This is a genomic window from Phascolarctobacterium faecium (assembly GCF_003945365.1).
GTDB classification, from domain to species: domain Bacteria; phylum Bacillota; class Negativicutes; order Acidaminococcales; family Acidaminococcaceae; genus Phascolarctobacterium; species Phascolarctobacterium faecium.
In genome coordinates this window covers 787,433-813,229 of the sequence record NZ_AP019004.1, presented here as the reverse complement: position 1 = coordinate 813,229, position 25,797 = coordinate 787,433, and the positions used below count along the sequence as shown (strand labels likewise).

General features: G+C 43.1%; 29 protein-coding genes. 2 read left to right on the top strand and 27 right to left on the bottom strand.

Annotation, left to right across the window (positions count from 1 at the left end):
• From atpG to rpmE, 18 genes are all read right to left on the bottom strand, one after another.
• On the bottom strand, positions 1-885 hold the full coding sequence (gene atpG / locus PFJ30894_RS03990) for an ATP synthase F1 subunit gamma (protein ID WP_113077760.1): 885 nt from the start codon (positions 883-885) through the stop codon (positions 1-3).
• A 7-nt stretch (positions 886-892) separates the two neighbouring features.
• Complete coding sequence (atpA, locus tag PFJ30894_RS03985) at positions 893-2,725, bottom strand: F0F1 ATP synthase subunit alpha (RefSeq protein WP_021718176.1); 1,833 nt, start codon at positions 2,723-2,725, stop codon at positions 893-895.
• 97 nt (positions 2,726-2,822) lie between these two features.
• Complete coding sequence (gene atpF, locus PFJ30894_RS03980) at positions 2,823-3,305, bottom strand: F0F1 ATP synthase subunit B (RefSeq protein WP_021718175.1); 483 nt, start codon at positions 3,303-3,305, stop codon at positions 2,823-2,825.
• A gap of 37 nt (positions 3,306-3,342) precedes the next feature.
• Positions 3,343-3,606 carry a F0F1 ATP synthase subunit C gene (gene atpE / locus PFJ30894_RS03975; RefSeq protein ID WP_113077761.1) on the bottom strand — a complete coding sequence of 88 codons (264 nt, stop codon included), beginning with the start codon at positions 3,604-3,606 and terminating at the stop codon, positions 3,343-3,345.
• Positions 3,607-3,644: 38 nt separating this feature from the next.
• Entirely contained in the window at positions 3,645-4,364 is a 720-nt protein-coding gene (gene atpB, locus PFJ30894_RS03970; protein WP_021718173.1) for a F0F1 ATP synthase subunit A, read from the bottom strand.
• Positions 4,365-4,368: 4 nt separating this feature from the next.
• Positions 4,369-4,785: an ATP synthase subunit I gene (locus PFJ30894_RS03965; protein WP_021718172.1), complete on the bottom strand. Its 417-nt coding sequence runs from the start codon at positions 4,783-4,785 to the stop codon at positions 4,369-4,371.
• A gap of 122 nt (positions 4,786-4,907) precedes the next feature.
• Entirely contained in the window at positions 4,908-6,065 is a 1,158-nt protein-coding gene (wecB, locus tag PFJ30894_RS03960) for a non-hydrolyzing UDP-N-acetylglucosamine 2-epimerase (protein ID WP_021718171.1), read from the bottom strand.
• Positions 6,066-6,133: 68 nt separating this feature from the next.
• Positions 6,134-7,144, bottom strand: a complete 1,011-nt coding sequence (locus PFJ30894_RS03955; RefSeq protein WP_021718170.1) for a glycosyltransferase family 4 protein — start codon at positions 7,142-7,144, stop codon at positions 6,134-6,136.
• Between the two features lie 212 nt (positions 7,145-7,356).
• The gene (locus PFJ30894_RS03950; protein WP_231997940.1) at positions 7,357-7,779 is read right to left on the bottom strand and encodes a deoxycytidylate deaminase; all 423 of its coding nucleotides are present in this window, start codon (positions 7,777-7,779) and stop codon (positions 7,357-7,359) included.
• Between the two features lie 35 nt (positions 7,780-7,814).
• Entirely contained in the window at positions 7,815-8,435 is a 621-nt protein-coding gene (upp, locus tag PFJ30894_RS03945; protein ID WP_044491850.1) for a uracil phosphoribosyltransferase, read from the bottom strand.
• Between the two features lie 22 nt (positions 8,436-8,457).
• Positions 8,458-9,705, bottom strand: a complete 1,248-nt coding sequence (locus tag PFJ30894_RS03940; RefSeq protein WP_125669109.1) for a serine hydroxymethyltransferase — start codon at positions 9,703-9,705, stop codon at positions 8,458-8,460.
• A 24-nt stretch (positions 9,706-9,729) separates the two neighbouring features.
• Entirely contained in the window at positions 9,730-10,275 is a 546-nt protein-coding gene (locus tag PFJ30894_RS03935; RefSeq protein ID WP_125669108.1) for a TIGR01440 family protein, read from the bottom strand.
• Positions 10,275-10,718, bottom strand: a complete 444-nt coding sequence (gene rpiB / locus PFJ30894_RS03930; RefSeq protein ID WP_113077765.1) for a ribose 5-phosphate isomerase B — start codon at positions 10,716-10,718, stop codon at positions 10,275-10,277. The genes PFJ30894_RS03935 and rpiB overlap by 1 nt, the downstream gene beginning before the upstream one ends.
• Positions 10,719-10,780: 62 nt before the next feature.
• Positions 10,781-11,875 (bottom strand): L-threonylcarbamoyladenylate synthase, encoded by a 1,095-nt coding sequence (locus PFJ30894_RS03925; RefSeq protein WP_113077766.1) that lies wholly within the window; start codon positions 11,873-11,875, stop codon positions 10,781-10,783.
• Positions 11,844-12,746: a peptide chain release factor N(5)-glutamine methyltransferase gene (gene prmC / locus PFJ30894_RS03920; protein ID WP_125669107.1), complete on the bottom strand. Its 903-nt coding sequence runs from the start codon at positions 12,744-12,746 to the stop codon at positions 11,844-11,846. The genes PFJ30894_RS03925 and prmC overlap by 32 nt, the downstream gene beginning before the upstream one ends.
• A 1-nt stretch (position 12,747) precedes the next feature.
• Positions 12,748-13,815 carry a peptide chain release factor 1 gene (prfA, locus tag PFJ30894_RS03915; RefSeq protein ID WP_021718162.1) on the bottom strand — a complete coding sequence of 356 codons (1,068 nt, stop codon included), beginning with the start codon at positions 13,813-13,815 and terminating at the stop codon, positions 12,748-12,750.
• Positions 13,805-14,710: a DUF1385 domain-containing protein gene (locus PFJ30894_RS03910; protein ID WP_021718161.1), complete on the bottom strand. Its 906-nt coding sequence runs from the start codon at positions 14,708-14,710 to the stop codon at positions 13,805-13,807. Before PFJ30894_RS03910 ends, prfA begins: the two co-directional genes overlap by 11 nt.
• 65 nt (positions 14,711-14,775) lie before the next feature.
• The gene (gene rpmE / locus PFJ30894_RS03905; protein ID WP_021718160.1) at positions 14,776-14,982 is read right to left on the bottom strand and encodes a 50S ribosomal protein L31; all 207 of its coding nucleotides are present in this window, start codon (positions 14,980-14,982) and stop codon (positions 14,776-14,778) included.
• A 322-nt stretch (positions 14,983-15,304) separates the two neighbouring features.
• On the opposite strand from rpmE, the gene PFJ30894_RS03900 reads away from it, so the two are divergent.
• Complete coding sequence (locus tag PFJ30894_RS03900) at positions 15,305-15,718, top strand: acyl-CoA thioesterase (RefSeq protein WP_049896902.1); 414 nt, start codon at positions 15,305-15,307, stop codon at positions 15,716-15,718.
• Positions 15,719-15,840: 122 nt separating this feature from the next.
• Here the strand turns inward: PFJ30894_RS03900 and pth are convergent, their stop codons facing one another.
• The 9 genes from pth to ispE all read right to left on the bottom strand — a co-directional run bounded on the left by pth (position 15,841) and on the right by ispE (position 24,173).
• Positions 15,841-16,446, bottom strand: a complete 606-nt coding sequence (gene pth, locus PFJ30894_RS03895) for an aminoacyl-tRNA hydrolase (protein WP_021718158.1) — start codon at positions 16,444-16,446, stop codon at positions 15,841-15,843.
• A 1-nt stretch (position 16,447) separates the two neighbouring features.
• Entirely contained in the window at positions 16,448-17,242 is a 795-nt protein-coding gene (locus PFJ30894_RS03890) for a polysaccharide deacetylase family protein (protein WP_021718157.1), read from the bottom strand.
• Positions 17,243-17,314: 72 nt separating this feature from the next.
• Positions 17,315-18,268 (bottom strand): ribose-phosphate diphosphokinase, encoded by a 954-nt coding sequence (locus PFJ30894_RS03885; protein WP_046430241.1) that lies wholly within the window; start codon positions 18,266-18,268, stop codon positions 17,315-17,317.
• 103 nt (positions 18,269-18,371) lie between these two features.
• Positions 18,372-19,742 (bottom strand): bifunctional UDP-N-acetylglucosamine diphosphorylase/glucosamine-1-phosphate N-acetyltransferase GlmU, encoded by a 1,371-nt coding sequence (gene glmU / locus PFJ30894_RS03880; protein ID WP_021718155.1) that lies wholly within the window; start codon positions 19,740-19,742, stop codon positions 18,372-18,374.
• 37 nt (positions 19,743-19,779) lie between these two features.
• Positions 19,780-20,994, bottom strand: coding sequence for a threonine ammonia-lyase (ilvA, locus tag PFJ30894_RS03875; protein WP_021718154.1), 1,215 nt, complete (start codon positions 20,992-20,994; stop codon positions 19,780-19,782).
• Positions 20,995-21,007: 13 nt separating this feature from the next.
• Positions 21,008-21,814, bottom strand: a complete 807-nt coding sequence (gene purR / locus PFJ30894_RS03870; RefSeq protein WP_046430236.1) for a pur operon repressor — start codon at positions 21,812-21,814, stop codon at positions 21,008-21,010.
• Positions 21,815-21,828: 14 nt separating this feature from the next.
• Positions 21,829-22,587 (bottom strand): nucleotidyltransferase family protein, encoded by a 759-nt coding sequence (locus PFJ30894_RS03865; protein ID WP_021718152.1) that lies wholly within the window; start codon positions 22,585-22,587, stop codon positions 21,829-21,831.
• Between the two features lie 21 nt (positions 22,588-22,608).
• Positions 22,609-23,307 (bottom strand): GntR family transcriptional regulator, encoded by a 699-nt coding sequence (locus PFJ30894_RS03860; protein WP_021718151.1) that lies wholly within the window; start codon positions 23,305-23,307, stop codon positions 22,609-22,611.
• A 2-nt stretch (positions 23,308-23,309) separates the two neighbouring features.
• On the bottom strand, positions 23,310-24,173 hold the full coding sequence (gene ispE / locus PFJ30894_RS03855) for a 4-(cytidine 5'-diphospho)-2-C-methyl-D-erythritol kinase (protein WP_021718150.1): 864 nt from the start codon (positions 24,171-24,173) through the stop codon (positions 23,310-23,312).
• Positions 24,174-24,396: 223 nt separating this feature from the next.
• Here ispE and PFJ30894_RS03850 point away from each other — a divergent pair, with 223 nt between their 5' ends.
• Positions 24,397-25,299, top strand: coding sequence for a YitT family protein (locus tag PFJ30894_RS03850; protein WP_021718149.1), 903 nt, complete (start codon positions 24,397-24,399; stop codon positions 25,297-25,299).
• Positions 25,300-25,797: the final 498 nt, after the last annotated feature.

The following is a 25,797-nucleotide window of genomic DNA, read 5'->3' as shown; positions in this document are numbered from 1 at the left end:
TTATTGTTGTTTCAATGCTTCGGCGCCGCCGCAGATTTCGCTGAGCTCACGGGTAATAAGTGCCTGACGTGCCTTATTATAAGACAGTTCCAGATTCTTAACCAGCTTGCCGGCATTATCCGTAGCAGAAGACATCGCGGTCATTCTAGCGCCCAATTCACTGGCAGCAGATTGTACCAGTGCGGCATAAACAATAGTTTCAAGATAACGCGGTGCCAAAACCTTCAAAATTTCTTCAGCTTCGGGTAAGAAAAGGTATTCGACACTTTTCTTAGTTGCACCGGTTTCTTTTTCCGGTGGTTCTACCGGAAGGATGATATCGCTTGTCGGAATTTGCGACAGAGCGGTTTTAAATAAAGTGAAAACAATATGCAATTCATCAAACTGCATATCACCGAAACGTTCAGCCGCATCGGTAGCGATAGCCACAGCATCATTGTAACTGGGTTTATCAGAGAAGCCAAGATGCGAAGAAATAACATTATAACCACGACGCGTAAAGAAATCTCTTGCTCTGCGTCCACTGGTGATAATAACTACGTCTCCTTCAATTTCAGAAATCTCGGCAACTGCCTTTTTTAAAGCATTACTGCTATAAGCACCGGCAAGACCTTTATCAGAACATACAACCAAATAGCCGATTTTTTTGACTTCGCGTTTTTGCAGCAAAGGATGCTTTTTGGCGTCTAATCCGGCCACCATGCCCTTATCACAAACAATATTAGCCAATACTTCTTTGATCTTCAAAGCATATGGGCGGCTGGAACCTGCTTTTTCCTGCGCTTTACGCAATCGGGCGGCAGCAACCATTTTCATAGCTTTAGTGATCTGACCAATATTTTTGATGCCTTTCATGTGGCGATGAATCTCGCGTGCAGTAGCCATCAGTCAATCACCTACCTTCACTGACAATAAAGGTATCCTTGAACTCAACGATCGCTTTTTTCAAAGCTGCTTCATTTTCGTCGGTGATTTTCTTTTCGTCACGGATGGAAGCACCAATTTCAGGATGGTTTGCATCCATGAAATCAAGGAATTCACTTTCCATGCGAGTGATGTCTTTTACTGCAACATCATCTAAATAACCTTTAGTACCGAGGTAGATAGCCATAACTTGTTTTTCTACCGGCAACGGCACATACTGGCCTTGCTTCAGTATTTCAGTCAAACGTTGGCCGCGATCCAGCTGAGCTTTGGTAGCTTTATCAAGATCGGAAGCAAACTGAGCGAACGCTGCAAGCTCACGATATTGTGCCAAGTCCAAACGCAGAGTACCTGCGACGGATTTCATTGCTTTGATTTGAGCCGCGCCGCCTACACGGGATACGGACAAACCTGAGTTAATTGCCGGACGGATACCGGAATAGAATAATTCAGATTCCAGGAAGATCTGACCGTCAGTAATAGAAATTACGTTAGTAGGAATAAAGCCGCCAACGTCACCAGCCAGTGTTTCGATGATAGGCAATGCGGTGATAGAACCATTTCCAAGTTCTTTATTCAATTTAGCAGCACGTTCCAACAAACGGGAATGCAAGTAGAATACATCACCGGGATATGCTTCACGTCCTGGAGGACGGCGGAGCAGCAGGGACATAGCACGATAAGCAACAGCATGTTTAGACAAATCGTCATATACACAAAGTACATCTTTGCCCTGATCCATAAAGTATTCTGCCATTGTTACACCAGCATAAGGAGCCAGATACTGCAAAGGAGCAGAATCAGCAGCAGTAGCTGCAACGATGATAGTATAATCCATAGCCCCATGTTGTTCCAAAGTACGAACAATACGTGCTACGTTGGAAGCCTTTTGTCCGATAGCTACATAAATGCAGATAACACCGAGGCCTTTTTGGTTAATAATAGTATCAATAGCAACAGCAGTTTTGCCTGTGCCACGGTCACCGATAATAAGTTCGCGCTGACCACGTCCGATAGGGACGAGAGCATCGATACATTTGATACCAGTTTGCAGCGGAGTATCAACAGATTCACGATCCGCAATACCGTGAGCAGGAGATTCAACAGGGCGTTTTTCTGCATAAGCTATCTCGCCCTTGCCATCGATAGGAGCACCAATAGCACTGACAACACGACCCAGCAAAGCTTCGCCTACAGGAACATCCATGATATTGCCGGTACGGCGAACCAAATCGCCTTCTTTAATGAGGGTTTCGCCACCCATTAAAACGATACCAACAGAGTCAGGATTCAGATTCAGTACCATACCGGAAACATTGTTCGGCAATTCAACCAATTCGCCGGCCATAGCGTTTTTCATACCGATAACGGTAGCGATGCCGTCACCGATTTTTTCAACTATACCGACCTCTTCTAAGTTAACATCCACATTGTAATTCTCCAGCTTTTCGCTGAGAGCATCAGTCATTGCTTCTGGTTTTTCCAAAGCATAGTCATGAACGTCAATACCATTCATAACAACTTCCATTTTCTTCAGTTTACGAAGTGCGGAAGCATCATATACTTTGTCGCCAATTTGAACGATGATACCACCGAGAATAGAAGGATCAACATTTTTATTAAGGAAAATGTCGCGGCCTAACTTTTCGGTAAGAATTGCAGAAATGGATTGATACTCATCTACAGTTAATTTTTTAGCTGTAGTAACTTTTACATCTAAGAGTTCTTTAATAGAACCAAGATCAATTTTGAAGTCGGACAATTCTTGCTTAATTAAAGCAATATTTTCTTCACTCTTCATAATTGTACCAATCACCTCCGTATACCGGCTCTCATTATTACCGCCTTTCGCTAAAGGGCGGTGTTAATTTCGTCCGGCCTATTGAGCAACAAGCAAATTATTGTTTCAATACAGCATCAACAATATCGCCTGCTAATTTTTTGTCTTCTTCAGAGCCTAATTTTTGTTCAACAATCTTGCTGGCAGCAACCAGGCTAAGATTGATAACATGGGCGCGAATTTCGCTGAGAGCCTGCTTTTTCTCAAGAGCAATAGCTTCTTTAGCAGTTTTCACAATTTGATCTTGTTCTGCTTTAGTATCAGCAAGAATCTTATCGTGCGCAGTTTGCGCTGTTTTACGCGCATTGTCGATAATGGCTTGAGCTTCTTGACGTGCAGCAGCTAATTTAGCAGCATATTCTGCTTTAATGCTTTCAGCATCAGTTTTAGCAGTTTCAGCAGCAGCTAAATCGCCGGCAATTTTATTCTTGCGGTCATCCATGATCTTCATCAGGGGTTTATAAGCAAATTTCGCAAGAATGAAAACGAGAATCAAAAAGTTCAGGACCTGCGCAATAAGTGTAGCGTTAAAATTAACCAATTATAGCACGCTCCTTTTCTGGTTTTCCATTACGAAATTATTTAATGAAGGGGTTAGCAAATACGAGAACGATAGCGATAACGTAGCACAAGATAGGCATGGATTCAACCAAACCTACACAAATCAGCATAGTAGTCATCAATTTACCGGATTCTTCCGGTTGACGAGCCATAGATTCGATAGTTCTGCCGCAGAGGTGACCGTTACCAGTACCAGCGCCGTTTGCAGCGCCTAAACAAACAAGACCCGCGCCGATTAAAGATGCAGCGGTAATGATTGCGTTTTCAGTCATTTCATTCATCCTTTCAAAATAAGAAAAATTTTAGAGTTGATTAATGCTTAATGCTCATCATGAAATGCGATGGCAAAGCTGCTTAAAGCAAGCATCGTAAAAATAAAGGCCTGCAAGAAGCCGATAAACAAACTGAACATTACCCAAAGCTCCGGGATGACCCACGGAGTCAGTTGATACAAAACGATCAACAGAATTTCGCCTGCCAGGATATTACCAAATAGACGAAGGGCCATGGTCAGCGGCTTTGTGATAGCATCAAGAAGGTGGATCGGTAAAAAGCCTGGTTTAGGACTGATAAAATGTTTAAAATGTCCTATTCCCTGCTGATGCACACCAACTGCATATCCGCCAAAGGCTACCATTAAAGAAAGCGCAAAAACAGTGTTGATATCATTGGTCGGGGAAGTCCAATGTACACCGATTTGCGGCAGCATACCAAGTTCATTGCCAATGAAAATGAACATGAACAAGGTGATCATAAACGGCGCCATATACTTGCGTCCCTTCATCCCCAAAGTCTCTTCCATCAATCCGTTTAGGAAATCAATAAAAAACTCCATTCCGTTTTGCAAGCCACTTGGAACCAGCTTCGGATTTCTAGAAGCAATAAAGAACAGTAGAAACACGATCGCCATTGTAATCCATGTCATATACATGGTTTGCATATGTATTACAACTCCTGGCGCCCATTCCTGCGCAAAATAATGAATTATCTCATTTGCGTTCTCAGCTTCTTTAGCCATAGCAGCTGCTTCTGTTCCCATTCTCTCACACTCCTTTCTTCACGCCCTGCTTTTTATTGAGCTGGTACGCGATAAATATTAGATTAAATATTAAAAATATATGTATCAGCAGAAACCCCATGCATACACCAAAAACATGGTATTTCAACTTTAACATCACAATAACTAAAGCACCGGCTGTTATTCTTCTGACCCAACGAAAGCGCTTCATGGTTTTAAGCGCCGCTTCTGGCTCTCCCTGCGGCAGTGAACGCTGAATCCCCACAAACATAATCAACGTATCCAATAGCCCAACTGCACCGCCTAAAGCAAGCCCGGAAGCCAGCTCCTGATAACCCGCCATTTTCACGGCAAGAGCTACTGCAAAAGATGCAATAGCCAATCTTGTCAGAACTTTTTTATACCCCATTGTTACTAAAGGGGTGAAGTCAATCATTTTCATCAGTTTTTACTACCTCATAAAACTGTCCGGCTTCAACTAAATATAAAAACAAAATAGGCATTTTGGAAAAAATCAAGAATAAATCATAATAATTTTAATATTTTTCACAATTTTTGTCTATCTTAATTAGGACTGAATTCAGATAAAATTTTGATGTCATAACCATTTTCATGCAAAATCTTTCTGATGATCCGCTCGCAGGCCCTGCCATCACCATACGGATTAGCAGCTTCAGCCATACTTTGATAATATTTACTATCATCCAACAACAGACTTGTTTCTCTCAATACATCATCATAAGCAGTGCCAACAAGCTTTACAGTACCTGCATCAACCGCTTCAGGACGCTCCGTAGTATCACGAAGAACCAATACAGGTTTGCCAAGGGCAGGAGCTTCTTCCTGAATCCCCCCGCTGTCAGTCAGCACAATATCTACCTTCGCCATCAAATTGGCAAAAGGTTCATAATCCAATGGCTCAATCAAATGCACCTGCGCAAGCTTACCCAATTCTTCATCAACAATTTCTCTTACTTTAGGATTTTTATGGACCGGAAAAATTGCTTCAACATCAGGATGATTTTCTAAAACCTTTCGCAGAGCCTGATAAACATGCCGCATCGGTTCACCTAAATTTTCGCGGCGGTGCGTTGTAACTAAAATCAGGCGTTTTCCTCCTGCAAGAGCTTTCTGCAATCCAGAGTCCGTAAAACGGTAATCAGCTTTAACTGTAGTCTGCAACGCATCAATTACCGTATTACCAGTCACTACGATTGCCGCCGGATCAATATTTTCTTTCAGCAAATTATTCTTACTGGTAGAGGTAGGAGCAAAATGTATATCAGCAATGGCTCCGGTAAGTTTACGATTCATTTCTTCAGGATACGGAGAAAATTTGTTTCCTGTCCGCAGTCCGGCTTCTACATGCCCCACTGGAATCTGGGCATAAAAAGATGCCAAAGCCCCGACAAAGGTCGTAGTTGTATCACCATGCACCAGCACCATATCAGGCTGTGCCTCTGCCAATACGTCCTTTAATCCTGCCAAAGCCCGGCCAGTAACGTCATATAAAGTTTGTCCAGCGGTCATGATATTCAAATCATAATCCGGCTTTATTGCAAATAACTGCAGCACTTGGTCCAACATTTCGCGGTGCTGCGCCGTCACAGCTACGATTGGTTCAATAAAATCAGGGTATTTCTGCATTTCCAAAACTAACGGACACATTTTGATTGCTTCCGGACGCGTACCGAAAACTGTCATTAGCTTGATTTTTTTCACGACTTCGTCTCCCAACTATTCAATACGGTATGCAATGGATTACCAAATCAGCTTACTGAGATTAATAATTAACGATCGTTCAAAATACCTATCTTTTTCGCACCGAAAACTACGGCTGTAATAATAAGCGCTATAATTATTGCCGCATAATAACCGCCAACCTCGGTCAGCAATACTGCAGCAATACCAAGTATAGCACTGATGATATACATCAGTAAAACAGCCTGACGCTGCGTCATTCCCATTGCCAGCAGTCGATGGTGCAGGTGTCCTTTATCCGGCTGGAAAATTGGTCTGCCATTCGTGTAGCGACGTACAATAGCAAACGCAGTATCCATAATCGGCAAACCTAAAGCTATGGCTGGCACAATCAAAGCTATTGTAGCCGCACTTTTAACAGCGCCAAAAATAGAAATAGCCGCTAACATATAGCCGATAAACATACTGCCGGTATCACCCATAAAAATTGTTGCCGGATTAAAATTATAACGCATAAAACCTACAATACCGCCAGCCAAGGCAGCTGTAATTACAGCAACAGGATAAAATCCCTGCTGAATAGCTACCAGAATTACAGTTATTGATGCGATACCAGCGACTCCGGCTGCCAATCCATCCAAACCATCCATCAGATTGACAACATTGGTAAAACTGATTACCCAAAAGATCGTAAACGGTATCGACAGATACTCCAGATAAAAATACCCACCCCAGGGATTATTAAGCCATTCGATACGAATGTCAAACAACACCAATACGGCTGCGGCAGCAATCTGCCCCAGCAGCTTAACCTTTGCCGGCAGCTGATAAACATCATCAATAATGCCGACTATCAGAATCACCGTACCGCCAAGCAAAAGCGCCATTACATCCTTAGACAAATGCATGCTGCATAAAACAGCTACTACAAACCCAAGATAAATGGCCAGACCACCCAATCGCGGCATGATGCCTTTATGAACTTTTCTTCCGTCAGGCTTATCTAATGCACCTATACGAAAAGCCAATTTTTTGACATAAGGTGTCAAAAGCCAACTGGTAAAAAGAGCTATCACAAAAGCTAAAATATACACTTGCAATTATTCACCTCATAGCGTTCAAAGCCGCTTATTTATACCTAAAAATTCTACATTCTTCTTATAAAGGTCATTCTTGTGTAATAGTATATCAAAAAAATACCATTTTGAACATTTTTTCTTTGATTTTTTTGTTGCGAAAGCAACATTTTCAGGAAAAAATAAATACAGCAACTGCCAATGCCTTTAAAAAGCACTGCAATGCTGTATTTATTTTAATCTTCATCGTGCAGTATCGTTACCTTCATATTGGCAGCTTTCAACATCTCCTCAGCCAATTTATCAGGATAAGGATTTGCATAAACAATCCGCTCAATACCAGCATTGATCAATATTTTAGTACAGACAACACACGGCTGATGAGTACAATACAACGTACCTCCGTTAACGGATACGCCATGATAAGCGGCCTGAACAACGGCATTCTGCTCAGCATGGATACCGCGGCATAATTCATGCATTTGTCCGGAGGGTACTTTCAATTGTTCACGCAGGCAACCTGTCACTGAGCAATGCTCAAGTTTAGAAGGCGTACCGTTATAACCGGTAGCCACTATCTGTCTGTTCTTGACGATAACAGCACCGACGCTGCGACGCAGGCAAGTGGAGCGCTTGCTTACTACCTGGGCTATCTCCATAAAATAATTGTCCCAGTCAGGTCTGTTATCATACATCAATGTGTACCAAAAATACGATCACCGGCATCGCCAAGTCCGGGAACGATATAACCATGTTCATTAAGTTTTTCATCTAAGGCGGCAGTATAAACTGGCACATCAGGATGCTCATCATTCATAACCTTTACTCCTTCAGGAGCTGCCACCAAACACATAAAACGAATATTTTTTAAACCGCGCGCCTTCAGCATCGAAATCGCAGCAGCAGCGCTGCCTCCGGTTGCCAGCATCGGATCAACCACAATCGTCACGCCATCTTTATTATCAGGAAGTTTGCAGTAATATTCAATCGGCTTTAAAGTTTCTTCATCACGATATAAACCAATAAAACCTACCCGTGCATCAGGAATCATCTTCAATACGCCTGTCAGCAATCCTAAACCAGCTCTTAAAATAGGCACAACAAAAATATCGCCGGCTACTTTATACCCTGTAGTTTTAGCTACCGGAGTGGCAACTTCAACTTCCTGCAACGGCAGATTCCTAGCCACTTCATAAGTCATAAGCATTGCTATTTCATCCAGACATTCACGAAAATCACGTGAAGAAGTATGTTCCGCACGCATTTTAGTAATTTTTTGTTTAATAAGCGGATGATCTACAACTGTAACTTGCATCATTAAAATCTCCTTCCTGAATTTAGAAGCCGGGATACATAGGATATTTAGCACATAAACCCGCTACCCTAGCTGCCGCTTCCTTATGTTTTTCCTCATTTTCAGGATTATTCAAAACTAAACCAATGATTGCGGCGACCTCACGCATATCCTCCTGTTTAAAACCGCGTGTAGTGACGGCAGCAGTACCCAACCTGATACCACTTGTAACAAAAGGACTTTCAGGATCAAACGGAATCGTATTCTTATTGCAGGTTACACCAACCTCATCTAATAAATGTTCTGCTATCTTACCAGTCAGCTTCTGACCGCGTACATCAACCAGAATCAGATGATTATCAGTACCTCCTGAAACAATACGGAATCCTTCTTCCTGCAAAGCTTCCGCGAATACTCTGCAATTATCAAGAATATTCTGCTGATATACTTTAAATTCAGGTTTTAACGCTTCACCAAAAGCAACTGCCTTGGCAGCAATAATATGCATCAAAGGACCACCCTGAATACCAGGGAATATTGCCTTATCAATAGCTTTAGCATACTGTTCCTTACACATAATCAGGCCGCCGCGCGGACCGCGCAGTGTTTTGTGTGTAGTTGTCGTAACGATATCCGCATAAGGCACAGGGCTGGAATGTAAACCAGCGGCTACAAGTCCGGCAATATGCGCAATATCAACCATCAGTAAAGCACCGACACTATGCGCTATCTCTGACATACGTTTAAAATCTATGATTCGGGAATAGGCGCTGGCACCAGCAACGATAATTTTAGGTTTTGTTTCAGCAGCAGTTTGTGCCAAAGCATCGTAATCAATAGTCTCAGTATCATGATCAACACCATAAGGAACTACGTTATAATAACTGCCGGAAATATTTACTGGCGATCCATGTGATAAATGTCCACCCTGAGACAGATTCATTCCCATGATAGTATCACCTGGCTTCAGAAAGGCAAAATAAACAGCAGTATTTGCATTAGCGCCAGAATGTGGCTGTACGTTGACATGATCAGCACCGAATAGTTTCTTTGCACGTTCTATAGCCAGTATTTCCACTTTATCGACATATTCACAGCCGCCATAATACCGATGTCCGGGATACCCCTCAGCATATTTATTAGTCAGAACAGTACCCATCGCCTCCATTACTGCAGGAGAAACAAAGTTTTCGGATGCGATCAATTCTATTTTATTTCTTTGCCTACCAAGCTCCTCGCAAATAGCAGCATTAATTTCAGGATCGACAGCAGCTAATTTTTCCAGATTCATAATTACTCCCTCCAAATCAATATTTTATCTTGGGTATTTGGCACGTTCTCCACCGATTAAAGGAGGACGCGTCCATGCCGCGGTGAGCACAGCCTCGCCGATCTTAGATTCCGACAAACGTACAGGTACGGCAACTCTTTTAAGATGCATACCTATCAGCGTCTGCCCTATATCAAGGCCCGCATGAGCCGAGATTGCTTCAACTATAATGGGTTCCACAAAATTTTCATATGCTGCTGTCGCCATTGCGCCGCCTGCATGCTGTACAGGCCGCACAGTAACTTCCTGCCAGCCATACTTCTCTGCAGCATACCTTGTCGTAACCAAAGCACGGTTCAAATGTTCACAGCACTGGATCGCTAAAAAAACTCCATGCACCTCAGTCACCTTAATTAATGCGGCAAACATCGCCTCAGCAACTTTCATGGAGCCAGCAGTACCTATTTTATCACCAATCACTTCACTGGTACTGCAACCAACAACTAAAACCTGCCCTGCTTTGACCGCACCTATTTGCAACAGCTCCTGTGCCGCAGCTGTTACCTGTGCAGCTATTTCTGCAGTATGCATTACCGCATCGCCTCCAGGGCAGCTATTTTGTCAACACGACGTTCATGACGTCCACCTGCGAATTCACCCTGCAGCCAGGTATCTGTTATCATTTCTGCCAGTCCCACGCCAATAACGCGCTCACCCATACACAGCACATTTGCATTATTATGCTCACGGCTCATTTGGGCAGAAAATACATCGCCGCACAAAGCCGCTCTGATACCGTGAATTTTATTAGCAGCAATAGAAATACCAATACCAGTACCACAAACCAAAATACCCCGTTCGGCTTCGCCTGTATTAATAGCCTGACAGACTTTAGCCGCATAATCGGGATAATCTGTAGATTCTTCCGTATAAGTACCACAATCAAGCACTTCAATACCTTTAGCAGTCAGATACTCCCTGATATGATTTTTTAAATGGATCCCGCCATGATCACTGCCAACCGCGATTTTCATATAAGTCACCTCTAAATATTTTCTATACACTTTTCATGTTTTAAACAAATTAAATCATAATGTTATTTTAACATAAATTCAGGCAAAAGCGTACCGCTTTTTGAACAAAGACTTCCGTTGACTACGGTTACAATTTGATAACCTGCCGCCTTACGAAGTCTGTTCATTACTGCCAGCCCCAAACCGTCTTCACTGACACCCTCAGCAAAAATCATCTGTACATTCTGTTTATCGAAACCACGCAGCAGACTATAAAGCTTTTCTGCAAGGCTTTCAATATCCTGCCCCCACGAGCTTACCAAGATATTTTCAGTTTCAGGAATATGAACAGCAATTTTTTCACTGCATAAAACACCTGTTTTAATGCCCTGAGCGGCAGTCGCCGTCACTATAGGCAGCATATTGCTGATAGCTTCACCTTCAAATAAATACATTGCTGCCTGCGGAGCATAGTGCCTATATTTCATCCCAGGTGCTTTAGGTTTAAAATCACCCTTTCCTTCAAGCGCCGGATCAATCTCTACTGCTCCTAAAACTTCTTCCAACATTTCACGGGTAATTCCGCCAGGACGTAATATCATCGGTACTGCTGAAGTCGTATCTACTACAGTCGATTCGACACCAATACCACAACTGCCGCCGTCAATTACACCAGCTATTTTCCCCTGCATATCGTCCCAAACAGCAGAAGCGTCCGTAGGACTTGGTTTACCAGAAATATTCGCTGAAGGAGCTGCTATAGGGCGACCTGTCTCTTTGATAAGCCTTGCTGCTATAGGATGCGAAGGCATTCTTACACCTACTGTGTCTAACCCGGCACTGACCTCGTCAGGTATCAAATCAGACTTAGCTACGATCAAAGTCAGCGGTCCTGGCCAAAATGACTGCATCAATGCCCGGGCATTAGCAGTAAGTCCACTTGTCAGCGGCAAAATATCCTCTACTCTGGCAATATGTAAAATCAAAGGGTTGTCAACTGGGCGTCCTTTGGCTGCAAAAATTTTAGCCACAGCTGTACCATTCAGTCCGTCAGCACCCAGACCATACACAGTTTCCGTAGGAAAAGCAACTACTTCGCCTTGCCTTAATAAACAACCCGCTGCCTTTAAAATTTCTGTTTCATTATCAGCTTGTAAATTCCAGTAAATGGTCTGCATAATAAGTACCTTCTCTCGTCGCAAAAACCATACGTTCTATTTCTGCATAATCCTTACGCACTGCCGTTACTATTAGTCCAGCCTGGCGGCATAACTGACAAACCGACTGCGCCTGATCGATGCCAACTTCAAAAGCCAGCAACCCGTCCGGCTGAAGCCATATTTCACAGCCGGAAACGATTCTTCTATAAAAATCAAGTCCGTCAGCCCCCCCATCCAGAGCTCCAAGGGGTTCCTTCTGCACATCGGCTGCCAGACCTGCAATAGCCGCAGCCGGAATATAAGGAGGATTTGAAACAATAATATCAAATTTTTTATTATAATCAAGCTTACTGAACAGATCAGATTCAACTAACGTCAATCTTTCACCGACACCGATATTTTCGGCATTTTCGCCAGCAACAACCAATGCAGCAGATGAAATATCGACAGCCGTACCTCTTGACTGCGGCAAAAGATCCAACAATGATACTATAATAGCACCGCTGCCTGTACCAATGTCGAGTAAATTTTCAGCACCCGCTCCCACAGCAGCCTTAGCAACACTTTCTACCAGCAATTCCGTTTCAGGCCTCGGAACCAGTACTGCAGGAGTAACTTTAAAGCTGTGCTTCATAAAAGCTTTGGTTCCTAAAATATACGCCAATGGTTCCTGGTTAGCGCGCCGCGTAACATAACTGCGATATTCAGCCAACTCAGTATCATCCAACGGTTGATCAAAATGTACATATAAAGTTATTCTTTCGCATTTTAGAACAGCACAAAGCAGTATTTCAGCATCTAAACGCGGATTTTCGATCCCTTTATTTGCGAAATACTGCTTTGTCCATTCCAAAACCCTTGTAATCGTCCATAAGGGTTTATTTTCCATATTATTTCACCTGCTGCAGCTGCTCGCTCTGTTTGGCCGTAAGGAGCGCGTCCAGTAATTCATCCATCTCGCCGTTGAGCACAATATCAAGTTTATGCAAAGTCAGCCCGATACGATGATCGGTCACACGACCCTGCGGATAATTATAGGTACGTATACGTTCACTGCGGTCGCCTGTGCCAACCTGGCTTTTACGGTCCTGAGCCGTAGCCGCCCGCTGCTCCTCCTGCGCCTTCTCCAAAATTCTGGCACGCAGAACGCGCATGCATTTTTCACGATTTTTGAGCTGTGATTTTTCATCCTGGCATTGAGCTACGATACCTGTCGGTAAGTGCGTGATCCGCACTGCTGATTCAGTTTTATTGACATACTGGCCACCTGCACCGCCTGCACGATAAGTATCCACCCTTAAGTCGGCAGGATTGATTTCCACATCAACCTCTTCAGCCTCAGGCAGTACTGCCACCGTAACAGTAGAAGTATGCACACGTCCCTGTGACTCAGTTTCCGGTACTCTTTGAACCCTATGTACGCCGCTTTCGAATTTCATTCGGCCATAAACACCGTCACCACAGATCTGGAAAACAACTTCCTTAAAGCCTCCCAATTCAGTCGGGTTGGAATCCATAATTTCAATGCGCCAGCCCCTAGCTTCTGCATAACGGGTATACATCCTAAAAAGTACGCCTGCAAACAAAGCGGCTTCGTCACCGCCGGCACCGCCTCGTATCTCTACAATAACATCTTTATCATCGTTGGGATCAGATGGCAACAGTAAAACAGTTAACCGTTCTTCATATACAGCCAACTGCGGCTTCAGCTCTTTCAATTCATCATAAGCCATTTCTGTCAGTTCTCTGTCATCGCCAGCAGCAATTATCTCTTCCGCATCATTTTTTGCTTTTACCAAATCACGATATTCGCGGAAAACAGTTACGATATCAGTCAGCTTAGCATGAGCTTTAGTACACTTCTGCCATTCTTTTTGATCAGCGATGATATCAGGATCACTGATCTTAGCCTCTAAATCAAGATATTTATCTTCAATTGCCTGTAATTTATCCAGCATTGTTTTCTCCTGTAGATTGCTTTTCTGCCAATTCTTCAGGCGGCAGCACAGCCTTAAGCGAAGCGATTGCCACTTCAATCTGAGAGTCGTCAGGCTCACGTGTCGTCAGCTTCTGCAGACAAAGGCCCGGAAAGATAGCTGTTCTAACCCAGGCTGAATCAATGTGCGACCCTGCATAGCGAATAATCTCATAGCTTACGCCAGCAATAACCGGCATCAGAATAATCCGTGACATAATACGTTCAAACAGATTCGGCCACCCTAAAAAGGTGAAAACGAACATACTGATCAGCATTACAATCATCAGAAAATTAGTGCCGCAGCGTGGATGCAGTGTACTGAACTGACGTACATTCGCTACTTCCAGCGGTAAACCTGCCTCATAAGTATAAATCGTCTTATGCTCAGCACCATGGTACTGAAACACTCTCTGAATATCCTTCATCGAAGAAATAGCAGTTATATATCCGAGAAAAATCAGCATCCTCAATGCGCCCTCGGCTAAATTCAAAATCATATGGTCATGAGTCCATGCATTCAAAAAGCGCATTGACCAAGTAGGAATGATAATAAACAAAACTACAGCCAAAACAATCGAAAATGCGATCGTCATAGCCATTTCCTTACTATCAAGTTGTTCATCGTCTTCACCGGAAACCTGTGCCGAATAAGCCAGCGCCTTCATTCCGTGATATAAAGATTCACAAAGGGCGACTACGCCGCGCAGCAATGGTTTTTTCAAAAAAGGATACTTGTCTGTAATACTGTTAGCCGGCCCAACATCAATAGCAATTTCCCCATCCGGCTGCCTTACAGCTACAGCAATTTTATCCTTTCCCCTCATCATCACGCCTTCAATAACAGCTTGTCCGCCAACATTAGGTTTCTTTTCCATGACAATATCTCCCTAAAAGTTTCGGATATAAACACAGCAGAGCTTTCGCTCTGCTGTGGGTGTAATTATTTTTCTTCTACATTGTAGCGTTTGTTGAATTTTTCAATACGGCCACGAGCAGCTAAGTTACGCTGTTGGCCGGTGAAGAACGGATGACATTTAGAGCAAACGTCAACACGCAATTCCGGATTAACGCTGCCGCTCATAAAAGAATTGCCGCATGCGCAGGTTACTTTAGCTTCACCATATTTCGGATGGATGTTTTGTTTCATTCTGATTGCACCTCACTTTACTGTCTAACTATTATATGACTATACATCATAATTCTATATTAACGCTTATAAAGTATACCATAGTACCCCTAGCTATGCAAGAACTATTTTCAGAAACTTTACTTTTACCTGCTTGCACCACAACTACGGAAGGGTTATAATAAGCGCAGCAAGCATTTCAGGATGCAGCACTCTTTTTAATGTGCACGTAAATAAACAAAGTTTGAGCTATGCAGCTCTTGATCTTTTCACTTATAAGAAAGGCAGGTTCTAAATCTTGAAAAAAACATCCTCTGAAAGCAGACTCGTCATCAGCGAGGTCATGATGCCGCATCAGGCCAATGTAGCCGGCAATATCCACGGAGGCGAGATCATCAAGCTGATGGATTCTACGGCTTATGCTACGGCACGCCGCTATGCACGTACTAATGTCGTTACAGCCAGGGTAGACGAAGTAGAATTCCACCTGCCGATTTTTATCGGCGATCTGGTTATCTGTACAGCACAGGTAGTCTATGTCGGCAATAGCTCCATGGAAATAGTCGTAATAGTAGAAGTCGAAGACCTGGAAACAGAAGGTAAAAAACGGGCTTTGACTGCATTCTTCACTATGATAGCGCTTGATAAAAAAGGCCGTCCCACCAAAGTACCAGAACTGACTCTGGAAACAGAAGAAGAAAAACGCGCCTTTGAAGAAGGACGTCTGCGCTATGAGCGCCATAAACATAAAAAATAAATCGGCCAGCAAAAATAGCAGGCGCTGCACTTGTAACCACAACAGCAGAGCCTGCTATTTTTTATTCTGTATACATCTGATTCGTCAGCAGACAAAGAAAAATATTTGAAATTATACCAAATTTATTCTTTAACAGTTTCATTTGACTCTGCTTTTTGCTTAGGCGGCTTTTTATTATATTCCTGCATTACAGCATCCATATCTCCCTGCAACCACAACTCTAAAGCATCCGCCATTTTCCCCACTGCCTCCGCTACAAGCTCCTGTTCTTCAGCACCAAAGCGCTGTAAAACATGCTTGACCACAGCTTTATTATTATGGGCAGGATGCCCGATACCAATTTTGAAACGCGGGAATTCACCTGTTCCTAAATGTTCCTGCACGGATTTAATCCCATTATGTCCACCAGCACTTCCTTTGCGGCGAACTCTGACCTGCCCTGTCGGCAAGTCAAGATCATCCTGAACCACAGCAATATCCTGCGGATCAACATTGAAAAAGTTCGCATAGGCACCTACTGCAACACCGCTCAGATTCATATATGTCGTCGGCTTTAAAAGCAGTACTTTTTCAGGTATGCGATATTCCCCGCACAGAGCATTGCGGTCATTCTTCCAAGTATTTACACCCCAGCGGCGGGCCAGTTCATCCAGCACCATAAAGCCAATATTATGACGGGTAGCTTCGTATTCTTTTCCGATATTACCCAAACCAACAATAAGTTTCATGTCATTCTCCTTTTTGCATCAGTTCATTGACGGTAACAAAATTATACCCTTCCGCACGCAGTTTGTCGATAATGACTGATACTGCCTGTATTGTTTCTTCTCTGGACGCAACGTATTTAGGACTGTCACCATCATGCAGCAGAATGATAGCCCCCGGATGCATCTGTTCCATTATCCGGTCAACGATAACTGAAACTCCAGGGTTTGTCCAATCACGCGGTATCACTGACCAGTTAACTGCTGTCAGACCATTTTTCTGCAGTGTATCAATCACAGCCCAATCGCGAAACCCATGCGGCGGACGCATTAATGTGATTTTCTGTCCACTCAGCTTTTCCAAAATCCTCTTGCCTGCAGCAATATCTTTTTGCTGCTCCGCTAAACTCAATTTCAAAAAGTCACGATGCTTCAATGCATGTAAAGCAATCTCATGCCCCTGCGCAGCAATCTTCGCCACCAGTTCAGGATGCTTTTCAGCATTTTCAGCAACCATAAAAAAAGTCGCTTTGACCTGACGCTGCTCCAATATTTTTAGCAGTTCATCTGTATAAGGGGGATAAGGACCATCATCAAAAGTTAAAGCCACATTTTTACCGGCAGCGAAATTATGTATTACAGTTGTACCGTAAAAACTATAATCAGGTAAAACTGCCAGTAACAGCAGTACTCCTCCAGCAAGTATAGAGACAGCCGCCAACATGGCGGCAATTCTGCGCCTGACCATACCATACCAGCCGCACCATAAAGCACCCGTACCGATAACTGTCAGCAGTCCTATTATATAAATAAGTCGCATAACCTTCTCCTAACTTATGTTAAAGAGGCTTGCCCGCAGGGACAAGCCTCTTTAAATGCTTAAATAAACTTCTTATTTTTCAAATAACTGGCTGACAGACCAGTCGTTGAAAATACGTAATACAGTTTCTGCAAGAATAGGTGCCACCGAAAGAACCTTAATTTTCGGATGTTTCTTAGCAGGAGGTAGAGGAATAGTATTAGTAACAACCAACTCTGTAATATCTGATTGCGCAATACGGCTTAAGGCCGGATCAGTAAGAACCGGATGTGTACAGCAGGCATAAATCTCTTTGGCCCCAAATTTCTTCAAAGCCCGGGCACCTTCTGTCAAAGACCCTGCTGTATCAACCATATCATCAACTAAAATAGCAGTTTTACCTTCTACAGAACCAATCAGATTCATTACTTCGGCTACGCCCGGTTCAGGACGACGCTTATCAATAATAGCCAGACCACAGTTCAGACGTTCAGCCATATTTCTGGCACGACTGACACCGCCAAGATCAGGGGAAACCACAATCATATCGTCAAGATTTTTTTCTTTGATATATTCTGCCAAAATCGGACCGCCGGGCATATGGTCAAAAGGTATATTAAAGAAGCCTTGAATCTGAGCAGCGTGCAAATCAATAGTTACGACACGGGTAATTCCTGCCGATTCCAACAGGTCAGCCATCAACTTGGCGGTAATAGGCTCACGCCCACGGGCTTTACGGTCCTGGCGTGCATAACCGTAATAAGGTATGATTGCTGTAATATGGCTGGCAGAAGCACGTTTAAAAGCATCCGCCATGATCAAAAGTTCCATAACGTTATCATTAACGGACGGGCCACAGGTAGGTTGCACGATGAAAATATCTTTGCCGCGCACGCTTTCATTTATCATTACTTGTACTTCGCCGTTATTAAAGCGGTTGATAACGGCATCGCCAACAGTAGTACCTAAATAAGCGGCGATCTCTCGTGCCAAATCAGGATTGGCATTACCGGAAAAAATTCTGAGTTTATTCTCATCTGACAACATTGTCCCATCCCTCCAAGAATGTTTAAGGTTTAGTTAATCATTAATAGTATACAACTATTAGCTACAAATCCACAAGTACTAAAAACCGTTTTTTTATGTAAAATCAGCCGTTGCGGTATTTTGCAGCCCAGCCTTCAATATTCTTCTGTTTCGCACGGGCAATACCCAAATCATCTTCCGGTACATCCTTAGTGATCGTAGATCCTGCTCCAATATAAGCTCCGGCACCAATTGTAACAGGAGCAACCATATTGCTGTTGCAGCCGACAAACGCATTATCTTCAATAATAGTGCGATGTTTTTTCTTCCCGTCATAATTTACAGTGATACATCCACAGCCAATATTGACAGAACTGCCGATATCACTGTCACCGATATAACTGAGATGCGGCAGCTTGCTGCCAGTACCAACATGAGAATTTTTTACTTCCACAAAATTGCCGATCTTCACATTATCGCCAATAACAGTATCAGGGCGCAAATGCACATAAGGACCAATCACAACGTTATCCTGTACTTCGCAGTCGTGTCCATAAACAAATTGCAGTTCCGCAGTATTCCCGATTCTGACATTTGTCAACCGAACATTAGGACCAATCTGGCAATCTTCACCGATCTTCGTAGTCCCTTCCAACCAGGTATATGGATAAATAACAGTGTCCTGACCTATTTCAACACCTTTTTCGATAAAGGTACTGGCAGGATCCATGATCGTTACACCGTCATCCATCAGTTTATTCAGAATCCGCTGACGCATAATGTTTTCTGCTTCTGCCAATTGGCGGCGAGAATTGATGCCCATGATCATATCGCTGTCAGCAGTAGCAACACCGCCGACTTTTTTACCCATTGCGTTCAATTTTGCCAGAACATCGGTCAGATAATATTCACCCTGCGCATTATCACAAGTTAAAGTAGCAAGCACCTCAAAAAGCAACGGCGCCTCTACACAATAAATTCCTGTATTGATTTCTTTGATTGCTTTTTGTTCTAAGACAGCGTCTTTTTCTTCTACAATACCCAAAACGTTGCCGTCTGCATCGCGTATAATCCGTCCATACCCTGCTGGATCGTCCATGAAAGCAGTCAATACTGTTGCTGCGGCCTGTGACGCTACATGGCCTTCATAAAACTTTTTAAGCTCTGCTGCTTCTAATAACGGCGTATCTCCGCAAATAATCATTACCGTACCGCAAAAATCTTTTAAAACAGCTTCCGTCTGCATCACTGCATGTCCAGTACCAAGCTGTTCAGCTTGCAAAGCCATCTGTGCCTGTTCGCCAACCATTGCTTCTACCAGTTCTGCTTCATGACCCACGACCACTACCTTCCGGGCAGCCCCTGCTGCATCAGCAGCATCAAGTACATGCTGCAGCATAGGTTTTCCGCCAATTTTATGTAAAACCTTCGGCAACTTGGACTTCATTCTGGTTCCTTTGCCTGCCGCTAAAATAACCGCCACTAACTCTGACATGGATAAACCTCCGCTTCTAAAATAACAACTATAATTTTTACAGTAATTCTACTCGATAACCAGCACGACGCAAAGCCGCCACCAAAATTTCCGCATGGGCGTGATCACGTGTTTCCAGATCCATTTCTACCTGTGTCTGACCAATAGGCAGGTTACGTCCAGCATGCTCATGATAAACATAAACGATATTAGCTTTATACTCTTCGATATACGAAACAAAACGACGCAATTCGCCGGGTCTGTCAGTCAGATGTGTCAACAGCTTAATACGACGCCCCGATTTTACCAAGCCGTTTTCAATAATCCTGGAAATCATATTTACATCAATATTACCACCGCTGATAACAGCCGCAGTTTTATCCGCGTGGGGAATATTACCATGCAGCATAGCTGCCAGTCCAATAGCACCGGCACCTTCGCTGATCATCTTCGCCCGCTCCATCATGAGCAGTATCGTCGCCGCAATATCATCGTCTTTAACTACAAAAATATCATCAACATATTTTTGAATCAAGTCAAAAGTGATTTTACCAGGAGATTTTACAGCAATACCATCAGCAATCGTTTGTGCTTCCGGAGTTTCTACCCACTTGCCAGCATGCTTGGATAAATACATTGCCGGGGCACCACTAGCTTGAACGCCATACACTTTGACATGCGGCGCTACAGATTTAACCGCTGTGGCAATACCCGCCAAAAGACCTCCACCGCCAATAGGAACAACTATTGACCGTATATCCGGACATTGTTCTAAAATCTCCAGGCCAATCGTTCCCTGTCCTGCAATTACCGCCGGATCATCAAAAGCATGAACTAAAGTTGCACCTGTTTCCTTCTGCAGACGTACAGCCTCTGCAGAAGCCTCATCATAAACTCCACCCTTTAAGACAACCTCAGCGCCATAACCCTTTGTAGCTTCAACTTTCGCCAGCGGCGCTCCTTCAGGCATAACAATAGTTGCTTTAATACCAGCAGCCTGAGCTCCTAACGCCACGCCCTGCGCATGATTTCCCGCCGAAGCGGCAATAACGCCATGTGCTTGCTGTTCTTTAGTTAAGGTCTGAATACAATTTGAGGCTCCACGTACTTTAAACGATCCTGTACGCTGCATATTTTCCAACTTCAGTAGTACTTCATACCCTGCCATTTCACTAAAAATATGACTGCTTTCCAAAGGTGTTTTATGCACTACACCTGCCAATCGTTTGGAAGCAGCTTCCACATCTTTCAAAGTTACCTGATCTTTTGTCATTTTTTACATCCCCTCATAACGGACTGATATCGATCTTCCGATTTTCTGTATCAATATCCTTTAAAACAAACAAAGCCGTATAATCATCAATCATTTTCTTTTCCGGCTCCTGCGTCGCAATGAAAAATGCTTTTCCTACAACTTTGGCACCAACCTCTTCCGCCAGTTCTGCCATTCCACGTGCCGTACCGCCGGCCTTCATAAAATCATCGATCACCAAAACCCTCGCGGAACTTGGTAAAGCACGTTTCGGCAAAGCCATTGTCTGAATCTGTTTGGATGAACCGCTCACATAATTAATACTTACCGTAGAACCTTCAGTAATCTGTCCAACACGTCGGGCCATAACCACCGGAATATTAAAAGCACGAGCAACAAAAACTGCCAAAGGTATACCACGAGTTTCCACAGTCATAATGTATTCCGGCTCTAAATGCCGCAGACGCTGAGCTATAATCTCCCCCAAACGCATTACCAGCTGCGGTTTAAACAGCAGATCTGTCATATAGATCATACCGCCTGACAATATTCTTTCTGGCTCAGCCAGCTGCAAAGCCAGCTCTGTTAAAAATTCCTCATTAGCTTTTTCGGAATGACATGGAATAAAACGCACTCCTCCGGCAGCGCCAGCCAAAGTTTCAACCCTACCCAAATCATAGGCTTCCAATCCGGCACGCACAGCTAAAACATCTTCACTTAAGGTCGATTTAGCAACCTCAAATTTTTTACAAAAATAAGTAAATGAAAACAATTGATACGGATGGTCCACCAGCTGCTTTGTCAAAGCAACTACACGTTCCATACGTTTGACTCGAGCCATAGCGCCCCTCTTTTCTACTTGCTATTCTTAAAATATTTTTCCAGCAGCTGCCAGTCTTCTTCTTTATCCACATCCATACCGATCTCGGGATAATGCGAAACTACAGCTTTCCCGCTAAATCCCAACAACTCTGACGCCCGCAATTCTATATCTGACAGAGTCAACCTGTGCAGCAGGAATTTAAGCACAAAACCAAAACCTAACCAACCGCACAACTCCCAAGGTTTTTTGCGGCGGGCAAAAATATCTTTGGCTTTTATTACCCCGCCGGAAATAACATCAGCATTCAACAGCATCATATTGCCGCCGGTGAATCTACCTTCAGGTAAGGTAACATAAGTACGTTCGGCACCAGGAAAAGCTTTTACACAATCAGCTTCAGGAATCACAGGATAATAAGCATCTGCTTCCACAGCCTCAGTCTGCTTCAAAAAATCCTGCACGGCCGCAGAGGTCAGCAAAGGTATATCGTCACAAACAAATAAAATTTTACTGTTTGCAGGCAATAATGCAGCTGCAGCTGCAGCTGTTTCAGGCATTGAACTGGATTCCACGGCAACAAGTTCAGCACGCTGCGGCAATACTGCCGCCTCCCATTGACTTCCATCAGCCGCAACTATGATCCTGCCGATCTGTCCGCTTTGATCCAAAGCATCAATAATATACTCTACCATCCGCCGTCCACCTAATGGAGCCAGCGCTCTGATATTAGTTCCAACGGCTTTTTGCAGCCACGGCGTTTTCCCACCGGCCAAAATAACCGCATTATACATACCACTTAACCTCTTTCGGTTTTATTCTTTATTCTTCTTTTCATTATGACTTTCAACCATGTCTTTGAGCAAAGTATGCTCGGCATTTTCCAGATGTATACGTGCAGCATTCTGTGCTCTTTCAACATCGCGGGCAGCAATACTGTCAACGAGAGCGCGATGTTCTTCCATCGTATCCGCCAAACGACCCGGATACATCATCGAACGACCGCGGATAACTGTAATCTGCTCACGCAGGTTATTAATTATATTACGCAGTCTTTCATTACGGCTGGCCTGATATAAAACATCATGGAAAGCAATATCTACTTCAACTATTTTATCCATATTATTTTCTTCAATATGCTGGCCGATTTCTACTAAAAGCCGCTGCAATGTTTCCAATTCATCATCATTAATACGTTCTGCAGCAAGACCTGCTGCCAAAACATCCAGTGAAGTACGAATTTCATAAACCTCATTGATATCTTTAATAGAAATATCTGCTACATAAGTACCGCGCCTGGGGATCATTACAACAAAGCCTTCCAGTTCTAACTTACGGATAGCTTCGCGTACAGGAGTGCGGCTGACGCCCATTTCATCGGCCAGTTGGATTTCCATTAAACGCTCACCGGGACTAAAAGTACCATCAATGATAGCCTGACGGATATTTTCACATACCAGTTCACGCAGAGGTTTGTAACTGTCTAGTTTAATCGGTCTAAGGTGCCCACTCATCTTCAGATCCTCTCCTTTTGTACAGTAGTAGTAACAGCAGTCTCCAGATCAAGCTCTGACAACTCTGTCAAAATTCTCTCAGTTATCTCTTTTTTCTCCGCCACAGCAAAAACTGTAGGCCCACTGCCTGACATTAAAGCACACGTTGCTCCTGCCGCCAGCATCTTCTGTTTAATCTCGGCAATGACCGGATGCGCAGGTATCGTAACGCTTTCCAAAACATTACCGCAACTCTCAAGCAGCAGTCCTGTCGCACTCTGCTCCAAAGCTTTTATAATACCGTCAATATCAGGTCTTTGATTGACCTTTTGCTGACGGAAATTACCATAAACCCAGCCAGTTGCTACTTCAAGCTTCGGCTTTGCCAATACCAAAAGTAGTTCAGGCGCTTCCGGCAATTCCGTTAATATTTCACCACGCCCCTCTGCCAGAGCTGTTCCACCTGTAATGCAAAAAGGAATATCAGAACCAAGCTCCGCCGCTAACTTTTCCAGCTCTGGCGCCGTCAAATCCAGTTGCCAGAGCCGGCTAAGTCCACGCATCACTGCTGCCGCATCACTACTACCGCCGGCAAGTCCGGCTGCTAAAAAAATTTTTTTGTTCAGTCTGATATGAACGTTCGGGATTTTACCACAGCAACGGGCTAAAAGCTCCGCTGCCTTCCATGCCAGATTATCAGGACCGCCGGCAAGACCACTATGATCTGTTTCAACCACAAGTCCTTCACCTTCTTCAATTTCCACTGCATCGCTCAAACCAACACTCTGCATCACCATTCGTACTTCATGGTAACCATCGGAACGCTTGCCCAGCACATCCAGTCCTAAGTTTATTTTTGCATAAGCTGTTTCATATATTTTTTCCATAATATAGCCTCGATTGTTTTCCTGTATACAATATATTTTATCTTGCTTCGCGTGTAGTCGCAAGATAATTCGAACATTTTTATAAATTTTTTCTGTTTTATTTGTGTTTTCAGTCTTTTTTTCAAAAATTTTACTTATTTCTATAACCCACAACATTGCTTTTTTTCTAAAAAGTGCTACTATGTATACAATATTCGCAAAATTTGCACAAAGGAGCTTTTTTATGCGTCAGCACTTATATCGCTATCTTATGGTCACCTTAGGCTGCGTCCTTATGGGTATTGCCATTAACGCCTTTTATATGCCCAATAAGCTCATCAGCGGTGGCATCGGCGGCGTTTCTGTTATTCTATATTATCTCATTGGTCTGCCAATGGGCATTACCAGTCTGCTTTTAAATATACCTTTATTTGTCGCTGCCTATAAATTCATGGATCGGTCCTATATTGTCAGCGCTCTGTATGGTATGCTTGTTTTTTCAGTTTCGCTTGATGCCTTCCATTTCTTAGCTGAAAAAGCGCCTTATGTCCATGACCCCATGCTGGCCTGTATTGCAGGCGGCGTTATTTATGGAATCGGTGCAGCAATGATGTACAGAGTAGGCGGCAGCAGCGGCGGCACTGATATCATCGGCGCGATTATTAACAAACATTACAGTATCAGCATTGGTACTACAGGCTTTATGTTCAATATTATTTTAATGTTTATTGGCGTTTTCTACTTTGGTTTAGAGGCAGTGCTTTATACTCTGCTTGCCTTCTTCGTTATGTTTAAAACCTGCAATGCATTTACAGATGGATTTGATTACAAGAAAAACATTATTATCATCAGTGAACATTATGAAGAAATAGGCAACGGCATAATTGAAGTAATTGGACGCGGCGTTACTTACCTTTATGCGGAAGGAGCCTACACACATCAGCAGCGTAAAGTTCTTTTAGTTGTTGCCAAACTTACACAGGTCGCAAAAATCAAACAGATCGTACGCGATATTGATCCTGGCTGCTTTATGATCATTCAAGATGCCAACGACGTTTTCGGTAAAGGGTTCACATCAAAACCATCTGCTCATAAAAAGAACAAAAAAATCTTCTGTACTGTTGACACTTTAAAACAAAAATCATAATCAACTGTTTCAATTTAACTTATTGTAAGTTTCATTCCGTTTTTTTACTACAATCGAAAACTTATTGAAGCTTTGTATGCCCGCTAATAATTATGCTATTATTGGCGGGCATTTTAAATTTATATACATTTTTTGTTTATACAGGGACTTTTATAGTCCCTTTGGGACGTTTCATCGCATTCTTTTCTATCCGCTTGTTAAAGACTTTTGTTTTTATAATTGTTATTTTTTTGTGAAATAATTGCACTTTTATTATTTTATGTTATAATTTATTAATAGGGTAATGCATTTTTTGATTTACAATTTTCAGACAGCTTATTTCACCGAAGCATTAAAATACATTTTCGTCTTAACTAAGGAGGACTTTATCATGACATTCAAAAAATTTTTCAACGCTTTGATTGAGACCCATTTTTATCTGATGCATTAATCAGAGTTTACTGTGCCTTTCTATAATAAAAAGCACGGCATCTTTTATACGGTGCCGTGCTTTTATTT